At 74.2% G+C, this 21430-nt stretch carries 18 protein-coding genes and 1 pseudogene; 3 read left to right on the top strand and 16 right to left on the bottom strand.

Going from position 1 to position 21430, the window contains the following annotated elements:
- Positions 1–8 precede the first annotated feature (8 nt).
- The 10 genes from BJP25_RS07440 to infC all read right to left on the bottom strand — a co-directional run bounded on the left by BJP25_RS07440 (position 9) and on the right by infC (position 8394).
- Positions 9–797 (bottom strand): class I SAM-dependent DNA methyltransferase, encoded by a 789-nt coding sequence (locus BJP25_RS07440; protein ID WP_075973993.1) that lies wholly within the window; start codon positions 795–797, stop codon positions 9–11.
- Positions 794–1996, bottom strand: coding sequence for an MFS transporter (locus BJP25_RS07435; protein ID WP_075973992.1), 1203 nt, complete (start codon positions 1994–1996; stop codon positions 794–796). Before BJP25_RS07435 ends, BJP25_RS07440 begins: the two co-directional genes overlap by 4 nt.
- Entirely contained in the window at positions 1993–3000 is a 1008-nt protein-coding gene (locus tag BJP25_RS07430) for an enolase C-terminal domain-like protein (RefSeq protein ID WP_075974149.1), read from the bottom strand. Before BJP25_RS07430 ends, BJP25_RS07435 begins: the two co-directional genes overlap by 4 nt.
- Positions 2997–4055 (bottom strand): PLP-dependent cysteine synthase family protein, encoded by a 1059-nt coding sequence (locus BJP25_RS07425; RefSeq protein ID WP_075973991.1) that lies wholly within the window; start codon positions 4053–4055, stop codon positions 2997–2999. Before BJP25_RS07425 ends, BJP25_RS07430 begins: the two co-directional genes overlap by 4 nt.
- Positions 4052–4825 (bottom strand): hypothetical protein, encoded by a 774-nt coding sequence (locus BJP25_RS07420; protein WP_075973990.1) that lies wholly within the window; start codon positions 4823–4825, stop codon positions 4052–4054. The genes BJP25_RS07425 and BJP25_RS07420 overlap by 4 nt, the downstream gene beginning before the upstream one ends.
- Positions 4822–6039: an ATP-grasp domain-containing protein gene (locus BJP25_RS07415; protein WP_198943369.1), complete on the bottom strand. Its 1218-nt coding sequence runs from the start codon at positions 6037–6039 to the stop codon at positions 4822–4824. The genes BJP25_RS07420 and BJP25_RS07415 overlap by 4 nt, the downstream gene beginning before the upstream one ends.
- A 195-nt stretch (positions 6040–6234) precedes the next feature.
- Positions 6235–7062 (bottom strand): TrmH family RNA methyltransferase, encoded by an 828-nt coding sequence (locus tag BJP25_RS07410; RefSeq protein WP_075974147.1) that lies wholly within the window; start codon positions 7060–7062, stop codon positions 6235–6237.
- Positions 7059–7436 carry a 50S ribosomal protein L20 gene (gene rplT / locus BJP25_RS07405; RefSeq protein ID WP_075973989.1) on the bottom strand — a complete coding sequence of 126 codons (378 nt, stop codon included), beginning with the start codon at positions 7434–7436 and terminating at the stop codon, positions 7059–7061. The genes BJP25_RS07410 and rplT overlap by 4 nt, the downstream gene beginning before the upstream one ends.
- 63 nt (positions 7437–7499) lie before the next feature.
- The gene (gene rpmI / locus BJP25_RS07400; RefSeq protein WP_075973988.1) at positions 7500–7694 is read right to left on the bottom strand and encodes a 50S ribosomal protein L35; all 195 of its coding nucleotides are present in this window, start codon (positions 7692–7694) and stop codon (positions 7500–7502) included.
- A gap of 91 nt (positions 7695–7785) precedes the next feature.
- On the bottom strand, positions 7786–8394 hold the full coding sequence (gene infC / locus BJP25_RS07395; protein WP_075973987.1) for a translation initiation factor IF-3: 609 nt from the start codon (positions 8392–8394) through the stop codon (positions 7786–7788).
- A 304-nt stretch (positions 8395–8698) separates the two neighbouring features.
- Between infC and BJP25_RS07390 the strand changes: the two genes are divergently transcribed.
- Entirely contained in the window at positions 8699–9058 is a 360-nt protein-coding gene (locus tag BJP25_RS07390) for a DUF1844 domain-containing protein (RefSeq protein ID WP_075973986.1), read from the top strand.
- Positions 9059–9404: 346 nt separating this feature from the next.
- Here BJP25_RS07390 and BJP25_RS07385 read toward each other — a convergent pair whose 3' ends face one another.
- Both BJP25_RS07385 and BJP25_RS07380 read right to left on the bottom strand, forming a co-directional pair.
- Positions 9405–10070 (bottom strand): response regulator, encoded by a 666-nt coding sequence (locus BJP25_RS07385; protein WP_075973985.1) that lies wholly within the window; start codon positions 10068–10070, stop codon positions 9405–9407.
- Positions 10067–11671 carry an ATP-binding protein gene (locus tag BJP25_RS07380; protein ID WP_075973984.1) on the bottom strand — a complete coding sequence of 535 codons (1605 nt, stop codon included), beginning with the start codon at positions 11669–11671 and terminating at the stop codon, positions 10067–10069. Before BJP25_RS07380 ends, BJP25_RS07385 begins: the two co-directional genes overlap by 4 nt.
- A gap of 169 nt (positions 11672–11840) precedes the next feature.
- On the opposite strand from BJP25_RS07380, the gene BJP25_RS07375 reads away from it, so the two are divergent.
- Positions 11841–13229: a cation:dicarboxylate symporter family transporter gene (locus BJP25_RS07375; RefSeq protein WP_075973983.1), complete on the top strand. Its 1389-nt coding sequence runs from the start codon at positions 11841–11843 to the stop codon at positions 13227–13229.
- 72 nt (positions 13230–13301) lie between these two features.
- Here BJP25_RS07375 and BJP25_RS07370 read toward each other — a convergent pair whose 3' ends face one another.
- From BJP25_RS07370 to uvrA, 3 genes are all read right to left on the bottom strand, one after another.
- Positions 13302–13922, bottom strand: coding sequence for an L-threonylcarbamoyladenylate synthase (locus BJP25_RS07370; protein ID WP_075973982.1), 621 nt, complete (start codon positions 13920–13922; stop codon positions 13302–13304).
- A 136-nt stretch (positions 13923–14058) separates the two neighbouring features.
- Positions 14059–16041: a YcaO-like family protein gene (locus BJP25_RS07365; RefSeq protein WP_075973981.1), complete on the bottom strand. Its 1983-nt coding sequence runs from the start codon at positions 16039–16041 to the stop codon at positions 14059–14061.
- A gap of 199 nt (positions 16042–16240) precedes the next feature.
- Positions 16241–19093, bottom strand: a complete 2853-nt coding sequence (uvrA, locus tag BJP25_RS07360; protein WP_075973980.1) for an excinuclease ABC subunit UvrA — start codon at positions 19091–19093, stop codon at positions 16241–16243.
- Between the two features lie 359 nt (positions 19094–19452).
- On the opposite strand from uvrA, the pseudogene BJP25_RS07355 reads away from it, so the two are divergent.
- A pseudogene (locus BJP25_RS07355) lies at positions 19453–20148 on the top strand (maleylpyruvate isomerase N-terminal domain-containing protein); the annotation flags it as partial.
- Here the strand turns inward: BJP25_RS07355 and BJP25_RS07350 are convergent.
- Positions 20121–21389 (bottom strand): acyltransferase family protein, encoded by a 1269-nt coding sequence (locus BJP25_RS07350; protein ID WP_075973978.1) that lies wholly within the window; start codon positions 21387–21389, stop codon positions 20121–20123. The pseudogene BJP25_RS07355 and the gene BJP25_RS07350 sit on opposite strands and share 28 nt — an antisense overlap.
- Positions 21390–21430 lie beyond the last annotated feature (41 nt).

Raw genomic sequence — 21430 nt, 5'->3', positions numbered from 1 at the left:
GGGTTCCTTCAGGAGCGGGCGCGGGCGACCAGGTGCAGGCGGTCGCCGGTCATGCCGGTGGACAACGGGGGGTCGGGGACGGGAGTGCCGGTGCGCCACGGGTCGTCGGTGCGCGGGCCGGGGGTGTCGAAGAGGGCGAGCACGTCGAAGCCCGCGTGGTCGCAGAAGGCGCGCAGTTCCTGGGGGAACAGCAGCCGCCACGCGGAGTCCTGCGCGAGCGGTTCGCCCTGGCCGGGCCACTCCCACACGCGGTGGCGGCGCAGCAGTTGCTCGGCGCGGTCGAGGAAGAGGTGGGTGTTCGAGGTGTAGGGGGTGCCGTCGACGGTGACCGTGCGGGTGCGGACCTCGTCGAGCAGTTCGGTGTTGCCGAGGAAGAACGCGCCGCTGCGCATCTCGGCCACCAGCAGCCCGCCGGGCACCAGGTGCTCGCGGCAGCGCGTCAGGCACGACTCCAATTCGGCGTTGGTGTGGCAGTAGAGCAGGGCGCTGTCCAGGCAGAGGATGGCGTCGAACCGCCTGCCCAGGGCGAAGTCGCGCAGGTCGCCCGCGATGAATTCGCCCGCGTAGCGGGCGCTCGCGTGGGCGAGCATCGCCTGCGAGGAGTCCAGGCCGACGACCTCGTGGCCGAGGGTGGACAGGTGCCCGGCGTCGCGGCCGGTGCCGCAGCCCAGGTCGAGCACCCGGTGCGCGCCGCCGAACTCGTCGAGCACCGCGTGCGCCCAGCGGGCGGCCACGTGCTCGGGGTCGGGGAACTGGCGCTCGTAGGCGGCGGGGTTGTCGGTCAGGAAGTTGCTCATGCCACCTTCTCCGGTTCCAGCAGGCCTCGCCGCCCGAGGTGGCGCACGCCCACCGCGCCGCCGAGGCCGAGCAGCACGCACAGCACCGAGCCGATCCAGCCCAGCGGCCCCTCCCCCGCCCAGCCGATCACCACCGTGCTGATCGCGGCGACGGCACCGGACCCGAGGTAGAACACCCCGAAGTACGTGCCGGTCAGCCCCTCAGCCGCGAACCGCGGGATCAGCTCCAGCGCAAACGGTTGCGCCACCACGACACCCAGCGCCAGCAGCACCGCGGACACCACGATCGGCACCGCCCCCGGCAGCGGCTCCCCCGGCGGCGGCCACGCGTAGGCCACCGCCGTCGGCACGAACGCCGCCCCCATCAGCGCTAGTCCCAGCGCGATCGACCGCTCCCGGGGCCACCCCGACAGCGCCCGCGTCACCCGCACCTGGGTCAGCAGGGTGACCACAGTGGTCACCACGAACAGCGCCGCCACCGAACCCGCCGTGCCGGTGAGCCTGCGCGCTTCCACCGGCAGGATCAGGTAGAGCTGGTTCTGCAACGCGTACAGCCCGGACAGCGCCAGGGTGAACGCGGCGAACCGCCGGTCCGCCAGGCACCCGCGCACGTCCGCCCACACCGTGCCCCCGCTCGGCGGCACCTCCCGCCCCGGCAGCACCGCGGCCTGCGCGGCGGTGAGCAGGACGAAGACCCCGGCCGCCACCGCCGCGGCGACGCGGAAGTCCACCAGCAGCAGCACCGCGCCCAGCACCGGCCCGAGCAGCGCCCCGGCCTGGGCGTAGACGGAGAACAGCGCGAAGGCGTCCGCTCGCCGCTCCGGCCCGACCTCCAGCGCCAGGTAGGCGCGCACCGCGGGGTTGAACAGCGCCCCCGCCACCCCGCTGAGCACGGCCGCGACCAGCAGCACCGGCAGCGTGCCCGCCACGGCGAACAGCCCGAACCCGACCGCCCGCAACCCGCACCCGGCGATGATCACCCCGCGCGCGCCCAGCCGGTCGGAGGCGGTGCCGCCGAGCAGGAACAGGCCCTGCTGGCTGAGGTTGCGCACGCCCAGCACCACCCCGACGGTGGCGACGCTGAGCCCGATGTCCTCGGTCAGGTGCGTGGCCAGGTACGGGATCAGCAGGTAGAAGCCGAGGTTGACGCCGAACTGGTTGACCAGCAGCAGCCGCACGGCGAGCGGGTGGCGGGTCACCGGCGCAGCACCCCCAGGCCGGGCAGGCCGCTGGGCCGCAGCAGCCCGCCCTCGCCGCCGATGCCCGTCCACGGGTCGCGGTCGAGCAGCAGGTGCCCGTCGAGGTCGACCCACCGGGCGCGCGCGGCCAGGTGCGCGGCGGGCGCGATGCCCAGCGAACTCGCCACCAGGCACCCGAGCATCACGTCGAGCCCCCCGGCGGCCGCGGCGGCCAGCACCTCGCGTGCGGCGCGCACCCCGCCGCACTTGACCAGCTTGACGTTCACCCCGGCCACGGCCCCGCCGAGCCCGCGCACGTCGTGGGCGGTGGCGGCGTCCTCGTCGGCGACCACGGGCACGGCGGTGCGCGCGGCCACCCACGCCAGCCGGTCCGGGTTGCCCGGGGCGGTCGGCTGCTCCACGGCGTCGAGGCGCAGGTCGGCGGTGCGGTCGAGGAAGCGGACGGCCTGCTCGGGGGTCCAGGCGCCGTTGGGGTCGAGCAGCAGGCGGGCGTCCGGGGCGGCGTGGCGCACCACGCGCAGCCGCGCCTCGTCCTGCTCGTCGCCCGCCTTCACCTTGAGCACCCGGAACCCCTTGCCCACCAACTCCTCCGCCTTGGCGGCGGCCTCCGAGGGCGGGGTGATGCCGATGGTGCACGCCGTGGGCACGTCCGTCCACTCAGGAAGCCCCAGCAGCTCGTGCAGCGGCTTGCCCGCGATCCTGCCGAGCAGGTCGTGCACGGCGGCGTCACACGCGGCGCGCACCCCGGGTGGGCCCGCGGGCAGCAGGTCGAGCAGGTCGGCGGGATCGGACACCCGCTCCACCACCGGCTGCCACCCGGTGAGCACGGCGGTGATGCCGGGGACATCGAGCCGGTGGAAGCCGCTGGTCACGACCTCCCCGCGGCCCAGGTGCCCCCGGTGCTCGACCACGACCTCCACCGCCGTGCGGCCCGTCATCACCGCCCGCGAGATGCGGAACGGCTCGCGCAGCACCAGCTCCCGGGTGCCCCAGACCAGCTTCACGCGGGCACCGCCTCGCGCGCGGCGAGCGGGTCGGCCACCGAGCGGCAGCGCGCCCACTCGGCCACCGCGACCGTCGGGTCCGCGACCTCCACCGGGTGCGCGCACGCGCGCCCGAACAGGCCCCTGGCCCGGCAGAAGCCGTCGTCGAAGATGGTGTCGAGGTAGCGGTGGGCGCCGTCGGGGAACACGGTGACGACCTCGGCACCCGGCTCCACCCGCGCCGCCCACGCGGCCACCAGCGCCACCGCCCCGGTGCTCCAGCCGCCGGTGACGAAGGCGTGCCTGGCCAGCCTGCGGCAGGAGTCGACCACCTCCACCGGCCCCAGCCAGTGCACCTCGTCGAACTGCGGGTAGGCCACGTTGCGCGGGTGGATGCTGCTGCCCAGCCCGCGCATCACCCTGGCGGCGGCGGGCTGGCCGAAGATCGTCGACCCCACGGTGTCGACGCCGATGAGCCGGGTGCCGGGGCGGCGCTTGCGCACCTCGCGGACCAGGCCCGCGCTGTGCCCGCCGGTGCCGACGCTGCACACCAGCACGTCGACGCGCTCCAGCCGGTCGAGCAGCTCGGTGGCCAGCGACGCGTAGCCCGCCGGGTTGTCCGGGTTGTTGTACTGGTCGGGCCAGTACGCCCCGGGCAGCTCGGCCAGCAGCTCGGCCACCCGGTCGAGCCGGGCGCGCTGCCAGCCGCCGACCGGGTGCGGCCTGCGCACGACCTCCAGCCGGGCCCCGTGCGCGCGCAGCAGCGCCCGCATCGGCGGTTCCAGCTCGTCGTCGACGACGAGCACCACCGGGTGCCCGAGCGCCTGGCCCGCGAAGGCCAGGCCGAGGCCGAGGGTGCCGCTGGTGGACTCCACGACGGTGCCACCGGGCGGCAGGTGCCCGCGGCGGCGGGCACCGGTGAGCATGGAGACCGCGGCGCGGGCCTTCATCCCGCCGGGGGCCAGGCACTCGACCTTGGCCCAGAACCCGGGGTGCGGGTGCGGCAGCGGGGTGGTGATGCGGGCCAGCGGGCTGCGGCCGACCAGGTCGAGCAGCCCGGGGTTGGGCGGGTTCACGCGGGAGCGCTCCGGTGCTGGTGGAGGGTGGAGGGGCCGCCGTCGAGCCAGAAGAACGGGTAGGGCTCGGCGGACACGGCGGTGGCCCCGCGGCCGATGAAGTGCGGCAGCACGGCGCTGCCGGTCTGGGCGAAGAGCACCAGCGGCCCGGGGTGGGCCAGCAGCGGGGCGAGCCCGTCGAGCAGCACCATCCCGGTGGCCAGCACCGCGTCGCAGGTGTCGAGGTGGTCGGCGGCGTCGGTGGCGATGGGCTCGCCCCACTCGGTGCGCCCGCCCTTGCGGTCGCACGGCACGTAGTCGACCCCGCGCGCCCGCAGGTGGTGCAGGATCGAGTTCACCACACCGACGACGAGCACCCGCTGCCCCGGCCGCGGGTCCAGCAGCTCGACCACGGTGGCCGCCCGGTGCAGGGACTTGGCCAGCGAGTCGCCCGCGGGCACCACGACCGGGGTGGCGTGCGCCTGGTGCGGGAAGACCGACATCAGGTGCGCGTCGAGCGCGGCGACGCGGACCGCGGGGTCGTCGTCGGCGAGCAGGTCGGCCACCGGCCGCCCGGCGATGCCCTGCACCGCGTCGTCGTCGAGCGAGCCGGGCTCCACTGCGCACGACCCGACCGCCGCGCCGACGCGGACGCTGAGCACCTCGTTGCGGTAGCCGCCCGCGCGGCCCCGGTGCCGCACGCCCTGGCGGGTGGTGAACGCCAGGCTGGCGGTGCCCAGCGGGCCGAACTCCCCCCGCGCCGCGCGGTCGACGAGCTGGTCGACGCTCACCTGTAGGCCACCGACACCCCGGCCAGCAGCTCCTCGGCCCGCGCCCGCGCGCCGTGCGCGCGGTCGACGACCATGACGTGCCCCAGGTAGTTGTTGTTGCTGGTCGCGGGCCCGACCTCGTGGCCTGCGGGCTTGGTGGCCCAGTCCACGACCTCGGGCCGGTCCAGGTCCGCGGTGATCGACCCGACCACCCCGGCCCGCTCGGGCAGCAGGAACGCGATCGCGGCGCTGGCCGCCCCGGTCGGCACCCGGCGCAGGTCGGGCTCCTCGCCGAGGGCGAGCCGGGCGTGCACCATGGGCAGGTCGATCCCTGTGGTGCGGCGCACAAGCTCGGTGATCTGGTTGCCCGCCGGGCGCGGGTTCACCTCGACCAGCCGGGGACCCCCGGGGGTCAGCTTCACCTCGGTGTGCGCGACGCCGAGGGTCAGGCCCAGCCGATCGACCGCGGCCACGGCGGTGCGCGCGAGGTCGGCGGCGGTGCCCTCGGCCAGGTCGGCGGGGAACATGTGCCCGCTCTCGACGAACCACGGGCTGCCCGCGGTGGACTTGTCGGTGACGCCGATGACGTGGGTGGTGCCGCCGTGGCTCACCGTCTCCACGCTGAACTCCGGCCCGGTCAGGAACTCCTCCAGCAGCACCAGCGGCTCGCGCGCCTGCCCGCGGGCGTTCACCGGGAACCCCTCGATGGCGGCGATCGCCTCCTTGAGCTGCTCGGGGTCGTCGGCGCGGCGCACGAACATGCCCGCGCACAGGTCCACCGGCTTGACCACGACGGGGTAGGCCAGGTCGTGCGCGAGCACCTCGGCGGCCGTGCCCAGCGCGAAGCGCGGGGACAGGTCCGGCAGCGCCTGGCGGGTCAGGTCCTTGCGGTAGGCGCGGCGCACGGCCTCCGGGTCGGACCCGGGCAGCCCGAGGTGGTGGGCGATGCGGGCGACCGTCTCCAGGTAGTAGTCGCAGGAGGTGATCACCCCGTCGAACCCGAGCACCCCGTGCAGCCGCTCCACGTGCGGCAGCAGCGCGTCGAGGTCGTTCGTCTCGGCGGTGAGCACGTTGTCCGCCGCGAGCAGCGGGTGCGGGTGGGTGGCCGTCGAGCGCAGGTAGTGGTGCAGGTCCCGGGTGAGGAACGTGAACCGCGCCCCGGCCTCCCGCACCGCCCTGGGCAGCAGGGAGCTCATCGCCCCGACCCAGCTCTCGACCATCAACAGGTGCCGCACGCGCGCCCTCGCCTCCCGCTCGACCACAATGGCGCGAAACGATAACCGTTGTCGTTTCCATCGGGCAAGGGGGGTGCGCCGGAAGGGTGATCGACATCGCTGGACCGGGTGAGCGCGCACGCCGACGAGGCCGCCCGCCGGGAGGGCGGACGGCCTCGGGGGAGGTGTCTCGGGGGCCCGCGCGGGGGCGCGGGGTCAGCGCCGGTGGGCGCGCGCGGAGGCGTAGAGGCAGACGGCGGCGGCGGTGGCGAGGTTCAGGCTCTCGGCCCGGCCGTGCAGCGGCACCTTCACCACGTCGTCCACAGCGGACAGCAGGTCGTCGGGGAGGCCGTGCGCCTCGCTGCCGAACACCCACGCCGTCGGGGCGTCCAGCGCCCCGGCGTCGATGGCCTGGTCGAGGTCGGTGCTGGCGTACCCGTCGGCGGCGACGAGCCGCAGCCCGGCGGCGCGGCAGGCCGCCAGCGCCTCGCGGACGTCGCGGGTGCGCGCGAGGGGCAGGTGGAACACGCTGCCGGTGGAGGCGCGCACGCACTTGCCGTTGTGCGGGTCGACGGTGTCCCCGGCGAAGAGCACCGCCCCGGCGCCCGCGGCGTCCGCGACCCGGGTGACGGTGCCCGCGTTGCCGGGGTCGGCCACCCCGACCAGCACGGCCACCAGGCGCGGCGACCCGGCCAGCGCGGTGGCCAGGGGCTTGTCGAGCAGGTCGCACACGGCCACGACGCCCTGCGGGGTCACCGTCTCCGAGAGCCCGGCGACGGCCTTGTCGGTGGCGGTCGAGACCGGCACGCCGCGCGCGGCGGCGTCGTGCAGCAGGTCGGCGTTGCGCGCGGCGGCGGCCTCGGTGGTGAACACCTCGTGCACCGCGCCGTGCGCCAGCGCCTCCCGCACGGCCTGCGCCCCCTCGGCGAGGAAGCGCCCGGCCTTCTCCCGGCCCGCGCGGCGGGTCAGGGCCCGGGCGGCGGCGACCCGGGGCGTCCGCTCGGTGAACGGGGCCCCGGGTCGCCGGTCGTGCTGGGTGCTCAGGAAGCGGCCTTGCCCTGGGTGCCCGCGTTGGCGCGGGCCAGCTCCACCAGCGCGGTGAAGGCGGTGGGGTCGCTGACCGCGAGCTCGGCGAGGATCTTGCGGTCGACCTCGACACCGGCGACCCGCAGGCCCTCGATGAAGCGGTTGTAGCTGATGCCGTTCTGGCGCGCGGCCGCGTTGATCCGCTGGATCCACAGCTTGCGGAAGTCACCCTTGCGGGCGCGGCGGTCCCGGTAGGCGTAGTTGAGCGAGTGGAGGACCTGCTCCTTCGCCTTGCGGTACAGCCGCGAGCGCTGGCCGCGGTAGCCGCTGGCCAGTTCGAGGGTCGTGCGGCGCTTCTTCTGGGCGTTCACTGCCCGCTTGACGCGTGCCACGGGGTACGTCCTGTCGCGTTCGGCGGGCCGGTCGGGGACCGGCCCGGGGGGTGGTCGGGGGGTCTAGCGGGCCAGCAGGCGCTTGAGGCGCGCCACGTCCGGCTTCGCGACTTCCTCGGTGCCGGAGAGGCGCCGGGTCAGCGTCGTCGGCTTCTTCTCCAGCTTGTGCCGCAGGCCTGCCTGCTGGCGGCGGAGCTTGCCCTTCCCGGTGACCCGGATGCGCTTGGACGTCCCGGAGTGGGTCTTCATCTTCGGCATGGTTCGTTCGATCCTCAGTCGTCGTGCCGCCCCGGCGGGGTCCGTCGGGGCGGCATGCGGTGGGTGGTGACCGGCGGGGTGCCGGTCGAGGTCACTCCGCGGGCGCGGCCCCGGAGTCACCGGCCCCGTCGTCGGAGGCCTGGGACTGCTCGGAGCCCGAGGTCGCCTTCTGCTGCTGCTTGGGCTTGACGTTCTTGTGCGGCGCCAACACCATGATCATGTTTCGGCCGTCCTGCTTGGCCGACGACTCCACGAAGCCCAGCTCCGACACGTCCTCGGCGAGCCGCTGCAGCAGCCGGAACCCCAGCTCGGGGCGGGACTGCTCGCGACCGCGGAACATGATGGTGACCTTGACCTTGTTCCCGTGCTCGAGGAAGCGCACGACGTTGCGCTTCTTGGTCTCGTAGTCGTGGGAGTCGATCTTCGGCCGGAGCTTCTGCTCCTTGATGACGGTGAGCACCTGGTTGCGCCGGGACTCGCGGGCCTTCTGCGCGCTCTCGTACTTGAACTTCCCGAAGTCCATGAGCTTGCAGACCGGCGGGCGGGCCTGGGGGGCGACCTCGACGAGATCAAGATCCGCCTCCAGGGCCAAGCGCAGCGCGTCCTCGATGCGGACGATGCCGACCTGCTCGCCGTTGGGCCCGACGAGTCGGACCTCCGGCACCCGGATGCGGTCGTTGATGCGTGTCTCCGTGCTGATGGGGCCTCCTCGGTCGTACTACCTGGTTCGTGCTGACCCGGTGACCCGGGTCGTGCGCGGCAGTGAGGTCCCCTACAACAACGACAGGCCCCATGCCATTCCGGCATGGAGCCCGCTTCCGCAGCCGATCACCCGTCCGGCCGAACCCCGAGGTTCGTCCCGCACGGGAACACCCGCGACCCGCAGGGGGCCGCGAAGAGACCGGACCCGGCCGCCTGGAGCGGCGACGCGGGTGGGAGCGGGGGCTCCACTTTGCCGCCCCCGCGTCAACGGGGACTGGTCGCACGTGCAAGGGTAGCAGACCGTGAGCGAAGCACCTGCCACCCCCGGCGGCGACACCCCGTCCACCCGCGACCTGGCCGAGATCCCCAGCGTCGAGGTCATCAGCCGCTCGGCACTCATGCTGATGTCCGCCGCCGCCGAACGCCTCGGCCTGGCCGACCCGGACCCCGACACCTCCCCCCACCGCGACCTCGACGAGGCCCGCCGCCTCATCACCGCCCTGGCAGGCCTCGTCACCGCCGCCGCCGAGTACCTCGGCCCCCACGCCGCCCCCATCCGCGACGGCCTCCAGTCCCTCCAGCGCGCCTTCCGCGAGTCCTCCGCCATCCCCGACGCCCCCGGCCAGGGCCCCGGCGAGAAGTACACCGGCCCCGTCTACTGACCCCTCCCCTCCCTCGCCGCACACCCCCCCACGCAGCAGGCACCCCGGCTCCCCCAGTGCCCGCCGCGGCGGTCCCGAACACACCGCACCACCAGAGCAGCGGACAGCCCGGCTGCGGAAGTGCTCGATGCGGTGGTCCTGTGTGGCTGGGGGAGGCGATCACGTGCTACCCCCAGCGGACGGGCGGGCGTCTTTCCAGCCCGCCTTTTCCCGCCCGACAGCACGTGATCGCCGCAGGGGCCCCGGCCACACAGGACCACCGCATCGAGCCCGCCCGAAAATCCCGATCTTTGCGCTCTTCCCGCGAAGCCGAAGGCGAGCCAAGCCACCGAACCCCGCACGCGCCTCACCGGACGAGCCGGTACCACACCTCCGGCCGCCCCACCCCGCCGTACTGCGGCCGCCGCACCACCAACTCGTTGTCCGCCAGGTACTCCAGGTACCGCCGCGCGGTGACCCGGGACGCCCCCACCCGCTCCCCCGCCGCCGCGGCCGACAACCCCTCCCCCGCCCCGCGCAGCGCCGCCACCACGGCCTCCAGCGTCTCCGCGCTCATCCCCTTGGGCAGGGCCAGGTTCTCCGCCCCGCGCAGCGTGCCGAACACCTCGTCCACCTCGGCCTGCCCGGCCGCTTCCCCGTCGCGCGCCCGGAACCGCCCGTAGGCCTCCAGCTTGTCCCGCAGCGCGGCGAAGGTGAACGGCTTCAGCAGGTACTGCACCACCCCCAGCGACACCGCCGCCCGCACCACGGCCAGGTCCCGCGCCGAGGTCACCGTGATGACGTCCGCGGCCACCCCGCCCGCGCGCATCGCCCGCACCACGTCGAGGCCGTGGGTGTCCGGAAGGTACAGGTCGAGCAGCACCAGGTCCACCGGGGTGCCCTCCAGCAGCCGCAGCGCGTCGCGCCCGGAGTGGGTCACGGCCACCACGCGGAACCCGGGCACCCGGTCGACGTACTGCCGGTGGGCGTCGGCGGCGACGGGGTTGTCCTCCACCACCAGCACGCGGATCACGACGGCCGCCGCAGCGGCAGCCGCACGGTGAACACCGCTCCGCCGTCGCGCCCGACGTCGACGGTGCCGCCCGCGCGCCGCACCGCCTGGCCCACCAGCGCCAGGCCCAGGCCGCGGCCGTCCGCGCCCGCCTTGGTCGACCAGCCGCGGCGAAAGGCGGCGGTGACGTCGGGGACGCCCGGCCCGGAGTCGGCCACGCGCAGCACCAGCTCCGCGGGCGTGGCGCGGGCCGACACCCGCACCACCGGCTTCGCCGCGGCCGCGCCCTCCACGGCGGCGTCGACGGCGTTGTCGATGAGGTTGCCCAGGATGGTGACCAGGTCGCGCGGGCTGAGCGGGCCGCCGTCGCCGACCGCGTCGTCGGCGATCTCGGTGTCGTCCGAGACGACCAGCTCCACCCCGCGCTCGCTGGCCTCGGCGGCCTTGCCCAGCAGCAGCGCGGCGAGCACCGGCTCGGCCACCGCGGCGACGACCTGGTCGGTGAGCCGCTGGGCGATGGCCAGCTCACCGGTGGCGAACTCGACCGCCTCGCCGGTGCGGCCCAGCTCCACCAGCGACACCACGGTGTGCAGGCGGTTGGCGGCCTCGTGCGCCTGCGAGCGCAGCGACTCGGCGAACCCGCGCACCGAGTCCAACTCGCCGGTGAGCGCCTGCAGGTCGGTGCGGTCCCGGATGGTCACCACGCTGCCCAGGTCGCGGCCGGAGAAGCGCACCGTGGAGGAGTTGACCACCAGCACCCGGGTGTCGGTCAGGTGCAGCTCGTCGCGCATCTCGCTGCCCGAGAGCAGCGCGGCGGCGAGCTGGTCGGGCAGGCCCAGCTCGTCCACCCGCTTCCCCTCGGCGTCCTCGGGCAGGTCCAGCAGCGCGCGCACCCCGTCGTTGCACAGGGTCACCCGCCGGTCGGGCCCGACGAGCACCAGCCCCTCGCGCACCGAGTGCAGGATCGCCTCGTGGTACTCGATCACCTGGCTGAGCCGGGCCGGGGCCAGCCCCGCGGTCTGCCTGCGCAGCCGCCTGCTCACCAGGTAGGTGCCCGCGGCGCCGGCGAGCAGCCCGGTGGCGGCGACCCCGAGCAGCGGCAGCACCCTGGTCGCGACCTGCCTGCTGATCGCCGCCAGCGTGATCCCCGCGCTGACCAGGGCCACCACCCGCCGCTGGGCGTCGAACACCGGCACCACCGCGCGCACCGAGGGCCCCAGCGTGCCGGTGTAGGTCTCGGTGAGCGACCGCCCCGCCAGCGCCTCGGCGGTGTTGCCCAGGAACCGCCGCCCGATCTCCTCGGGGTTGGGGTGGGTGTACCGCACCCCGTCGGTGCTCATGATCGTCACGAAGTCCACCCCGGTGTCCGCCCGCACCCGCTGCGCGTAGGGCTGCAACACCGCCGACGGGTCCGCCGACCGCACGGCCTCGACCACCGTCGGCGCGTCGGCCACCGCCCTGGCCAGCGCCAGCGCCGTGCCCGCCGCCGACTCCCGAGCCCGGTCCGCCACGTCGACCCACGCCAGCCCCGCCCCCACCGAGACCAGCACCCCCACGATCACCACCTGGAGCACCAGCAACTGCCGGGCCAGGCTCCACTGCTTGCGCCCGCTCACCCGCACAGCATGCCCTGCCCACCCCACCCGGCACCGCCCACAACACCCCCGCACCCCCCGTCACCCACCCCCGTGAACGCAATGAACACAATCGTGACCTGGGACACAAAACCGGGGAGCCTCAGCGCGAGCCACCCGGGCCGCGACGCCGCGGTCCGCCCCCCGAGGAGACACCGTGTCGACGACGACCACACCGCGGCCGCAGCGCCGGGAGAAGACCCACTACCTCTACCTCGCCGTCATCGCCGCGGTCATCGCGGGCGTGGCGGTCGGCATCCTGTTCCCGGCCTTCGGCAAGGGCCTCAAGCCGCTCGGCGACGGGTTCGTCGCCCTCATCAAGATGATGATCAGCCCGATCATCTTCTGCTCGATCGTGCTCGGCGTCGGCTCGGTGGCCAAGGCCCGGTCGGTGGGCCGGGTCGGCGGCTTGGCGCTGGTGTACTTCCTGGCGATGTCCACCGTGGCGCTGGCGATCGGCTTGGTCGTGGGCAACATCCTGCACCCCGGTGACGGCCTGCAGCTGACCGACGCGCTGGCCCAGCAGGGCGAGAAGCAGGTGACCAAGGCCGCGGGCACGACCGAGTTCCTGCTCGGCGTCATCCCCACCACGCTGGTCTCCTCGTTCACCTCCGGGTCGGTGCTCCAGACGCTGCTGGTGGCGCTGCTGGTCGGGTTCGCGGTGCAGGCGCTGGGCAAGTCCGGCGAGCCGGTGCTGCGCGGGGTCGGGCACATCCAGCGGGTCGTCTTCCGCGTGCTCCAGATGATCATGTGGGTGGCCCCGGTCGGCGCGTTCGGCGCGATCGCGGCGGTGGTCGGCGCGACCGGGTGGACGGCGCTGAAGAGCCTGGCGATCATCATGCTCGGCTTCTACGCGACCTGCGTGGTGTTCGTCGCGGTGGTGCTCGGCGGCCTGCTGTGGCTGGTGGCCAGGGTGAACCTGTTCAAGCTGCTGGCCTACCTGGGCCGGGAGTTCCTGCTCATCGTGTCCACCTCCTCCTCGGAGGTCGCGCTGCCCCGGCTGATCGCCAAGATGGAGCACCTGGGCGTGAGCAAGCCGGTGGTGGGCATCGCGGTGCCGACCGGGTACTCGTTCAACCTCGACGGCACGGCGATCTACCTGACCATGGCGACGCTGTTCGTGGCCAACGCGACCGGGTCGCCGCTGTCGCTGGGCGAGCAGGTCTCGCTGATGCTGTTCATGATCATCGCGTCCAAGGGCGCGGCGGGCGTCACCGGCGCGGGCCTGGCGACCCTGGCGGGCGGGTTGCAGTCGCACCGCCCCGACCTGGTCGACGGCGTGGGCCTGATCGTGGGCATCGACCGGTTCATGTCCGAGGCGCGGGCGCTGACGAACTTCGCGGGCAACGCCGTGGCCACGGTGCTGCTGGGCACCTGGACCAAGGAGTTCGACCACGACCGGGCCCAGCGGGTGCTCTCCGGCGAGGTCCCGTTCGACGAGGCCACCATGTCCGACGACCACCACGGCGGCCCGGCCCCGCAGGACGCCGACGCGCCGGGCTCGGAGGTGCCGGGGCCGCGGGCGAAGGAGACCGTCTCCCCGTAGGGGTGTGCGCTTGAGGCTGAGCCGCCCGCGGTCCGATGCCCCCGGACCCGGGCGGCCCAGCCGCCTCGGGGACTACTCGAACCGGCTGACGTCCCCGGCGCCGACCCGAACGACCTCGGGCACGTCGTCGGAGAAGTCGACGACCGTGGTCGGCACGGTCCCGCACTCCCCGGAGTCGATCACGGCGTCGACCTGGTGGTCGAGCGCCTCCTTGATCTCCCAGCCCTGCACCATCGGCTCGTCCTCGCCGGGGATGAGCAGCGTCGAGGAGATCATCGGCTCGCCCAGCTCGGCCAGGATCGCCTGGGTGACCACGTGGTCGGGGATGCGCGCGCCCACCGTCTTCTTCTTCGGGTGCATCAACCGGCGCGGCACCTCCTTGGTGGCGGGCAGGATGAACGTGTAGCTGCCCGGCGTCGCCGCCTTCACCGCCCGGAACACCGCGTTGCCCACGTGCACGAACTGCCCCAGCTGGGCGAAGTCCCGGCACATCAGGGTGAAGTGGTGGTTGTCCCCCAGCTTCCTGATCGCCCGGATCCGCTCCACCCCCTCGCGGTTGCCCAGCGCGCACCCCAGCGCGTAGCAGGAGTCGGTCGGGTAGGCGATCAGCCCACCGGACCGCACCAGGTCCACGACCTGCCCGATGGCCCGCCGCTGCGGGTTGTCCGGGTGCACGTCGAAGTACCTCGCCATGACAGGCAGGGTAACCACCCCGCCGCCCGCCGGATTTCGGGGCACCACCCAAGTGCTGGCGATATCCCGAAAATCGTTCACGGCCTTCCCGGGATCACCCTCCCACCAGGCTGTCCCGGGTGCGCCGCTCCCCAGCTCAGTGCCACAGCGGGTGCGCGGGCCGCTCCCCCGGCACGACCCCCGCCCGCCGGTGCCGCGCCACCAACCCGCGCCGGTGCGCGTACCCGTGCGTCGTCGGCTGGAGGTCGGCGCTCACCGCCCGCACCACGCGGAACGGGCCGGTGGCCGTGTCGGCGCTGGTGACGTCCACCAGCGCCACCCGGATCCCCTTCGTCGACAGCGTCGCCGCCAGGTGGTCGCGGGTCGTGGGGAACGCCGGTTCGGGCAGCGCGCTCAACGGGGTGGTGCCACCGGTCCGCAAGCGGTCGAAGGCGGGGACCGCCGAGGTGGGGAAGTAGAGGGTCGCGTGGTCGAAGGGGGTGCGGACCTCCGCCGAGGTCCGCGGGATCGCGGGCGAGCCCGTGCGCAGGACGTCGGCCAGGGCGGGCGCGGTGGTGGCCAGTTCGAGCAGGGCGGCGCGGATGGCGGCCCGGGGGGAGCGGTCGGCGGCCAGGCCGAGGGCGGCGCCGGGCCAGCGGCGGCCGTCGCCGAGGGCCAGGGCCAGGGCGGTGGTGCCGTAGGCGGTGGTGGGCAGGGTGTGCACCTCGACCGCGGGGCCCAGGGCGGTCAGTGCGCCGACGAGGTCGTGCAGGTCCTCGTCCAGGGTGTCGTCGAGGTCGACGTAGCGGCCGCGGCCGCCGGTGAGCCAGGTGGCGTGGAAGGCGTCGCGCTCGACCAGCTCCAGGACCGCGCGCAGGGCGGCGGCGTCGGGGTCGGCGCCCGCGGCCAGGCCCGCGGTGGTGGCCTGGGCGATGCGGTGCTCGGGCAGCAGGGGCATGGCCAGGTAGGCGTGCACGGCGGGCACCCAGACCGGGCCGCCGGAGTCGAGCCAGGTGCCCCGCACCCACGGGTGGTCGAGCCTGCGGTCGAACGGGACGCACCCGGAGCCGGGGGTGCCGTAGGACAGCGGGTCGAGCTGGGGGAACTCGCGGGGGTCGAGCACGTCGCCGTCGAGGTCGGAGGGGCGGGCCCAGACGAGGCGGTCGGGGTCGGGCAGGGAGGCGGAGTAGCGCTCCACGGCCTCCGCGACCGCGGTGAGCACGGCGTCGCGCTCGGTGGCGCCCCGGCCCCGGCCGACGGGGGTGGTGCGGACGGCGCCGCGGGTGTCGACGGCGCGCGGGGGCGAGGTGGTGGCCGCGTGCGGCAGGCCGGGGCCCAGGGGCCGGTGCGCGGTGACGGTGGCGATGACGCCGGTGAGCGGGTCGAGCCAGCCCGCCAGGGCGGCGCGCAGGGCGTCGACGTCGTCGCCGTCCGGCAGGCCCGGCCGCGCGCCCGCGGCCGCCGCCCCGCCGCACACCGGGCAGGAGGGCAGCGGGACGACCCGGTGCCAGAGCACCCCGCCCGCCTCGGTCAGCTCCGCGACGTGGTCCACCAGGTCGTCGGCGCCCCGGTCCAGCAGGTCACCGATGAGCCGGGCCACCCGCTCGGGCACGGCCGCGGCGGCGCTGGGCAACCGGTCAAGCAGGCCACCCGCGGGGCGGGCCACCCGCTCGGGCGCGGGGGTGCCGGGCGGGCCCGCGGCGCCGCGGTCCAGCAGGTCGTCGACAAGCCGGGCCACCCGCTCCGGGGTGCCGGACGGGTGCTCAGCACCCCGGTCCACCAGGTCGTCGACGAGGCGGGCCACCCGCTCGGGCACGGCGCTGCCGGGCGCGCGCTCGGCGGCGCCGCGGCGGGCGCGGGCGCAGCACGGGCCGCCGGGGCGGTCGGGCACGGCCAGCGGGCCGACCAGCGGGGCGGCGGCGGACAGGTCCACCGGCAGGGCGCGCAGCCGGTTGGCGCGGGCCCAGCGGGCGAAGCCCGCGGTGGGGTTGACCGCGACCGCCAGTTCGGCGGTCAGCGGCACGGGCAGGGCGGGCCCGAGCAGCAGGCGGTCGCCGAACTCGGCGCGCAGGCGGGCCCGCGTGGCCTCGTCGAGGCGCCCGGGGTCGACCTCAGCGGTGCGGGACGGCTGCTCGGGCATGGGGTCTCCTCCGCGGGGGCGTGACCGCGACTACGAGGTTAGGAGGCCGGAGCGGTGGTCGGGATACAGGCGTGTTGCAAAGCGTGTGCAGCAGGACAACCGGTGTGCCCGAGCGTGCTCCCCCACCCGGGTGACGCGGTGTCCCAGCGGCCCTCCCCTGGCCTCCCGGCGCGTCCGGTGTGGACGCGCCGGGAGCGGCTCAGGACAGGACGGGGGCGAGGAACTGGCCGGTGTAGCTCCCCGGCACCGCCACGATGTCCTCGGGCGTGCCCTCGGCCAGCACGGTGCCACCGCCGGACCCGCCCTCCGGGCCCATGTCGATGATCCAGTCCGAGGTCTTGATCACGTCCAGGTTGTGCTCGATGACGATCACCGAGTTGCCCTTGTCCACCAGGCCGTTGATCACCCCGAGCAGCTTGCGGATGTCCTCGAAGTGCAGGCCGGTGGTGGGCTCGTCGAGGATGTAGACCGTGCGCCCGGTGGAGCGCTTCTGCAGCTCGCTGGCCAGCTTCACCCGCTGCGCCTCACCACCGGACAGCGTCGGGGCGGGCTGGCCGAGCCGGACGTAGCCCAGGCCGACGTCGACCAGGGTCTGCAGGTGCCGGTGGATGGACTTGATCGGCTCGAAGAAGGCCGCGGCCTCCTCGATCGGCATGTCCAGCACCTCGGCGATGGTCTTGCCCTTGTAGTGCACCTCCAGGGTCTCCCGGTTGTACCGGGCGCCCTTGCACACCTCGCACGGCACGTAGACGTCCGGCAGGAAGTTCATCTCGATCTTGATGGTGCCGTCGCCCGCGCACGCCTCGCAGCGCCCGCCCTTGACGTTGAAGGAGAACCGGCCGGGCTGGTAGCCGCGCACCTTCGCCTCGGTGGTGGAGGCGAACAGCTTGCGCATGTTGTCGAACACGCCGGTGTAGGTGGCCGGGTTCGACCGGGGGGTGCGGCCGATGGGCGACTGGTCGACCTGCACCAGCTTGTCGAGGTGGTGCAGGCCGTTGACCCTGGTGTGCCTGCCGGGCACCTGCCGGGCGCCGTTGAGCTTGTTCGCCAGCACCGTGGCCAGGATGTCGTTGACCAGGGTCGACTTGCCCGAACCGGACACCCCGGTGACCGAGACCAGGCAGCCCAGCGGGAACGACACGTCGATGCCGCGCAGGTTGTGCTCGCGCGCGCCCACCACGGTCAGCTGCCGCTTCTTGTCGACCGCGCGCCGCAGGGCGGGCACCTCGATGCTGCTGCGGCCCGCCAGGTAGGCGCCGGTCAGCGACTCCTTGTTCCTGAGCAGCTGCTTGAACGGCCCGCTGTGCACGACCTTGCCGCCGTGCTCGCCCGCGCCCGGTCCGATGTCGACGACCCAGTCCGAGGTGCGGATGGTGTCCTCGTCGTGCTCGACCACGATGAGCGTGTTGCCCAGGTCGCGCAGCCGGGTCAGGGTCTCGATCAGCCGGTGGTTGTCGCGCTGGTGCAGCCCGATCGAGGGCTCGTCGAGCACGTAGAGCACGCCGACGAGGCCGGAGCCGATCTGGGTGGCCAGCCGGATGCGCTGGGCCTCGCCGCCCGACAGCGTGCCCGAGGCCCGGTCCAGCGACAGGTAGTCCAGGCCGACGTCGAGCAGGAAGCGCAGCCGGGCCTGGATCTCCTTGAGCACCGCGCCCGCGATCATCGCCTCGCGCTTGCCCAGGGTGAGCGCGTCGAGGAACGCCGAGCACTCCCCGATCGACATCGCCGACACCTCGGCGATCGACCGGTCGCCGCCGGGGTGGTCGAGGGTCACGGCCAGGATCTCCGGCTTGAGCCGGGTGCCCTGGCAGGCCGGGCAGGGCACCTCCCGCATGTAGCCCTCGTACTTCTCCCGCTGGGAGTCGGACTCGGTCTGCTCCTGGCGCCGCTCCAGGAACGGGATCACGCCCTCGAAGCTGGCGTAGTAGGAGCGCTGGCGGCCGTAGCGGTTCTTGTAGCGGATGTGCACCTGCTCGTCGACGCCGTGCAGCACCGCCTTCTGCACCTTCGCGGGCAGCCGCCGCCACGGGGTGTCCATCCGGAACCCCAGCGCCTCCGACAGCGAGGTGAGCAGCCGGGTGAAGTACTCGGCGGTCTGCCCACCCGCCCACGGGGCGATGGCGCCGTCGGCCAGCGACAGCTCGTCGTCGGGCACGACCAGCTCGGGGTCGACCTCCATCCGCACGCCCAGACCCGTGCACACGGTGCAGGCGCCGTACGGGGAGTTGAACGAGAACGACCGGGGCTCCAGGTCCTCCACGCCGAGCGGGTGGCCGTTGGGGCAGGCCAGGTGCTCGGAGAAGCCGCGGCGGCGGCCCGGCGCGTCCTCCTCCAGGTCGACGAAGTCCAGCTCGACCAGGCCGTCGGCCAGCCGCAGCGCGGTCTCCACCGAGTCGGTGAGCCGCTGCTTGCTCGACGCCTTCACCGACAGCCGGTCGATGATGACCGCGATCTCGTGCTTCTCCTGCTTCTTGAGCTTGGGCGGGTCCGACAGCTGGTGCACCACGCCGTCGACCAGCGCGCGGGAGTAGCCCTGCGACTGCAACGAGGAGAACAGGTCGACGTACTCGCCCTTGCGGCCGCGGATGACCGGGGCGAGCACCTGGAAGCGCAGGCCCTCGTCCATGGCGAGCACCTGGTCGACGATCTGCTGCGGGGTCTGCTTGCTGATCGCCTCGCCGCAGGTGGGGCAGTGCGGCTTGCCCGCGCGGGCGAACAGCAGGCGCAGGTAGTCGTAGACCTCGGTGATGGTGCCGACCGTGGAGCGCGGGTTGCGGCTGGTCGACTTCTGGTCGATCGACACCGCGGGCGACAGGCCCTCGATGAAGTCGACGTCGGGCTTGTCCATCTGCCCGAGGAACTGCCGGGCGTAGGCCGACAGCGACTCCACGTAGCGCCGCTGGCCCTCGGCGAAGATCGTGTCGAAGGCGAGGCTGGACTTGCCCGACCCGGACAGGCCGGTGAAGACGATGAGGCTGTCGCGGGGCAGGTCGAGGTCCACGCCGCGCAGGTTGTGCTCCCGGGCGCCGCGAACGACGAGGCGGTCGGCCACTGAGGTCCCTTCGGTCGAGATAACGCGTCGAGATGAGTACGGGTCACACTTGCGTGAGTTCTGGTCGAGATGGGTCTTGGTCGAGATGGGTCCTGGTCGAGCTGCGTAAGTCCTGGTCACACGGCCTGCCGGGGCCCGGGTCGCACCCTGGTCGGGGGCGTGCGCGGGTGCGGGTGGCACCCGCGGCGCGCACGGGACGGCGGCAGGCGGTCATGCTAGGTCGGGGCACCGACAATTCTGGCCGCCCGCGCCCCGGCCCGCACCGCGCCGGTGGTCCTACCCGTCGGTAACCGGGCGGGGCCTACGCTGGGTGGCACGGGGCGCCGCGGTGCGCCGGAGTCGAGCGGTCGGGGGATCGCATGAGCGGATCGAAGGCGTCGGCTGGCGCGGACCGGACCGGCGGGCTGACCACCGGCGGACCGCCGGGCCAGCGTACGCCCGCGCTGGTCTCGGCCGTCGAGCGAGCCACCTCCGCGCACGGGCTCGTGCGCGCGGCGTGGGCGCGGCTGCACGAGGCGGTGGCGGGGCTGGACGAGGACGCCTTCCGGGCGCCGTCGCGGCTGCCCGGGTGGACCAGGGCGCACCTGGTGAGCCACCTCGCCCGCAACGCCGACGCCCTGGTCAACCTGCTGACCTGGGCGCGGACCGGGATCGAGCACCCGGCCTACGCCAGCAGGGCCGACCGCGACGCCGACATCGAGGCGGGCGCCGACCGGCTGGGCCAGGTCATCCGGGAGGACCTCTACGCCGCCTGCGACCGCTTCCACGCCGCGGTCGCGCGGATGGCCGACGACCAGTGGACGGCGGTGGTGGCTCACCCGAACGGGCGAACCTTCCCGGCGGCCGAGGTCGTCGAGCTGGCCCTGGTCGAGGCCTGGAACCACCTGGTCGACCTGGACACCGGCACCGCCTACGCCGACGTGCCCGCCGCCGCCCTGGAGCGGCTGCTGGAGCACGCCGTCCGCCCGCACCTGGCGGGTGCGGGCGGCGGTGTGGTGACCGTGGTGGTGGCGCTCCCCGGCGGCGGTCAGCGCAGCTGGGACTTGGCCATGGCCGCGGCGAGCACCGGGTCGGTGGAGGTGCGCGGGTCGGCCGCGGCGGTGCTGCCGTGGCTCATGCGCGGCGACAGCTCGGCCCTCAGCGACGCCCCCGAGCTCGCGACCTGGGGCTGAGGCACCTGGGGCAGGTCGCGCAGCGCCTCCCCGGTCGCCCTGGCGGTGGCCTTGAGCCGGGCCCACCGGGCGGGCCAGACCGTCGTCAGCCAGCGGTGGGCGGGGTTCTCCACCGCCTTGGTGACCACCCAGCCGAGCAGCACGGCCATCACCGAGCAGAGGACGAGCCTGCCCCACGCGCCCACGCCCGCGTCGAGCAGGAAGCGGGCGAGCACGAAGCCGAGCTCCTGGTGCACGAGGTAGACGCCGAAGGAGATGCCGCCGAGCCAGCGGATCACCGGGGCCAGCGGGCGCAGCACCGGGAAGTCCCAGTCCCGGCCGCCCGCCGCCGCGATGATCAGCGCGACGACCACCCCGAACGCGATCGTCGACGGGGTGTCGGCGAAGTAGGCGTGCGCGTCCTGGGCCACCAGGGCGGCGACGGCGTAGACGGCCAGGTGCCTGCCGGAGAAGCGGCCCTGCGTCCACAGCCAGATCGCCGCACCCACCCCGAACAGCGCGACCCGGTGCAGCGCGAGGCCGTCGAACAGCGAGATGACCCACTGCTGGGCGTCGTCGCCGCGCCAGAGGAAGCGGATCACCAGCGGGGCGATGACCAGCCCCCACAGCAGCACCGGCAGCTTGGCGCCCCGCCCCCACCCGCGCGGCCACAGCAGCGCGGCGGCGACGAACGACATGACCTGCACCGGCAGCGTCCAGTACGAGGCGTCGACCCAGTGGAAGTCCGGTGACCACGCCTGCACCATGAACAGGTTCGCCACCAGGTCGGTCGGGGTCGGCAGGTACCAGCCGAACATCGGCGCGACCGCGCGCGAGACGGCGTAGGTCACCACGACGGCGACCAGGTAGGCGGGCAGCAGCCTGGTCAGCTTCTTCCACAGCCACTGGCGCGTGTTCCCCCGGCGCACCGTCACGCACACGAAGTACGCGGAGATCACCAGCAGCGTGCTCGCCCCGAACTGGAGCGGCAGCACGAACGGGTAGGGCCCCAGCTCGGGGTGGTTGATCGGCGACTGGTGGGTGATGTGCTGGACGACGACGGAGTAGACGGCCAGCACGCGGATGACGTCCCAGCTGATCTTGCGCGGGGACCGTGCCTGGTTCGCGGTCTCTGTGGAGGTCACGGGCTCACTCGGTGTCGGCGGCGGGGGCTCGGTGAATAGGT

Source organism: Actinokineospora bangkokensis (assembly GCF_001940455.1).
Classification (GTDB): Bacteria; Actinomycetota; Actinomycetes; order Mycobacteriales; family Pseudonocardiaceae; genus Actinokineospora; species Actinokineospora bangkokensis.
This window is presented reverse-complemented; position numbering and strand designations above follow the sequence as displayed.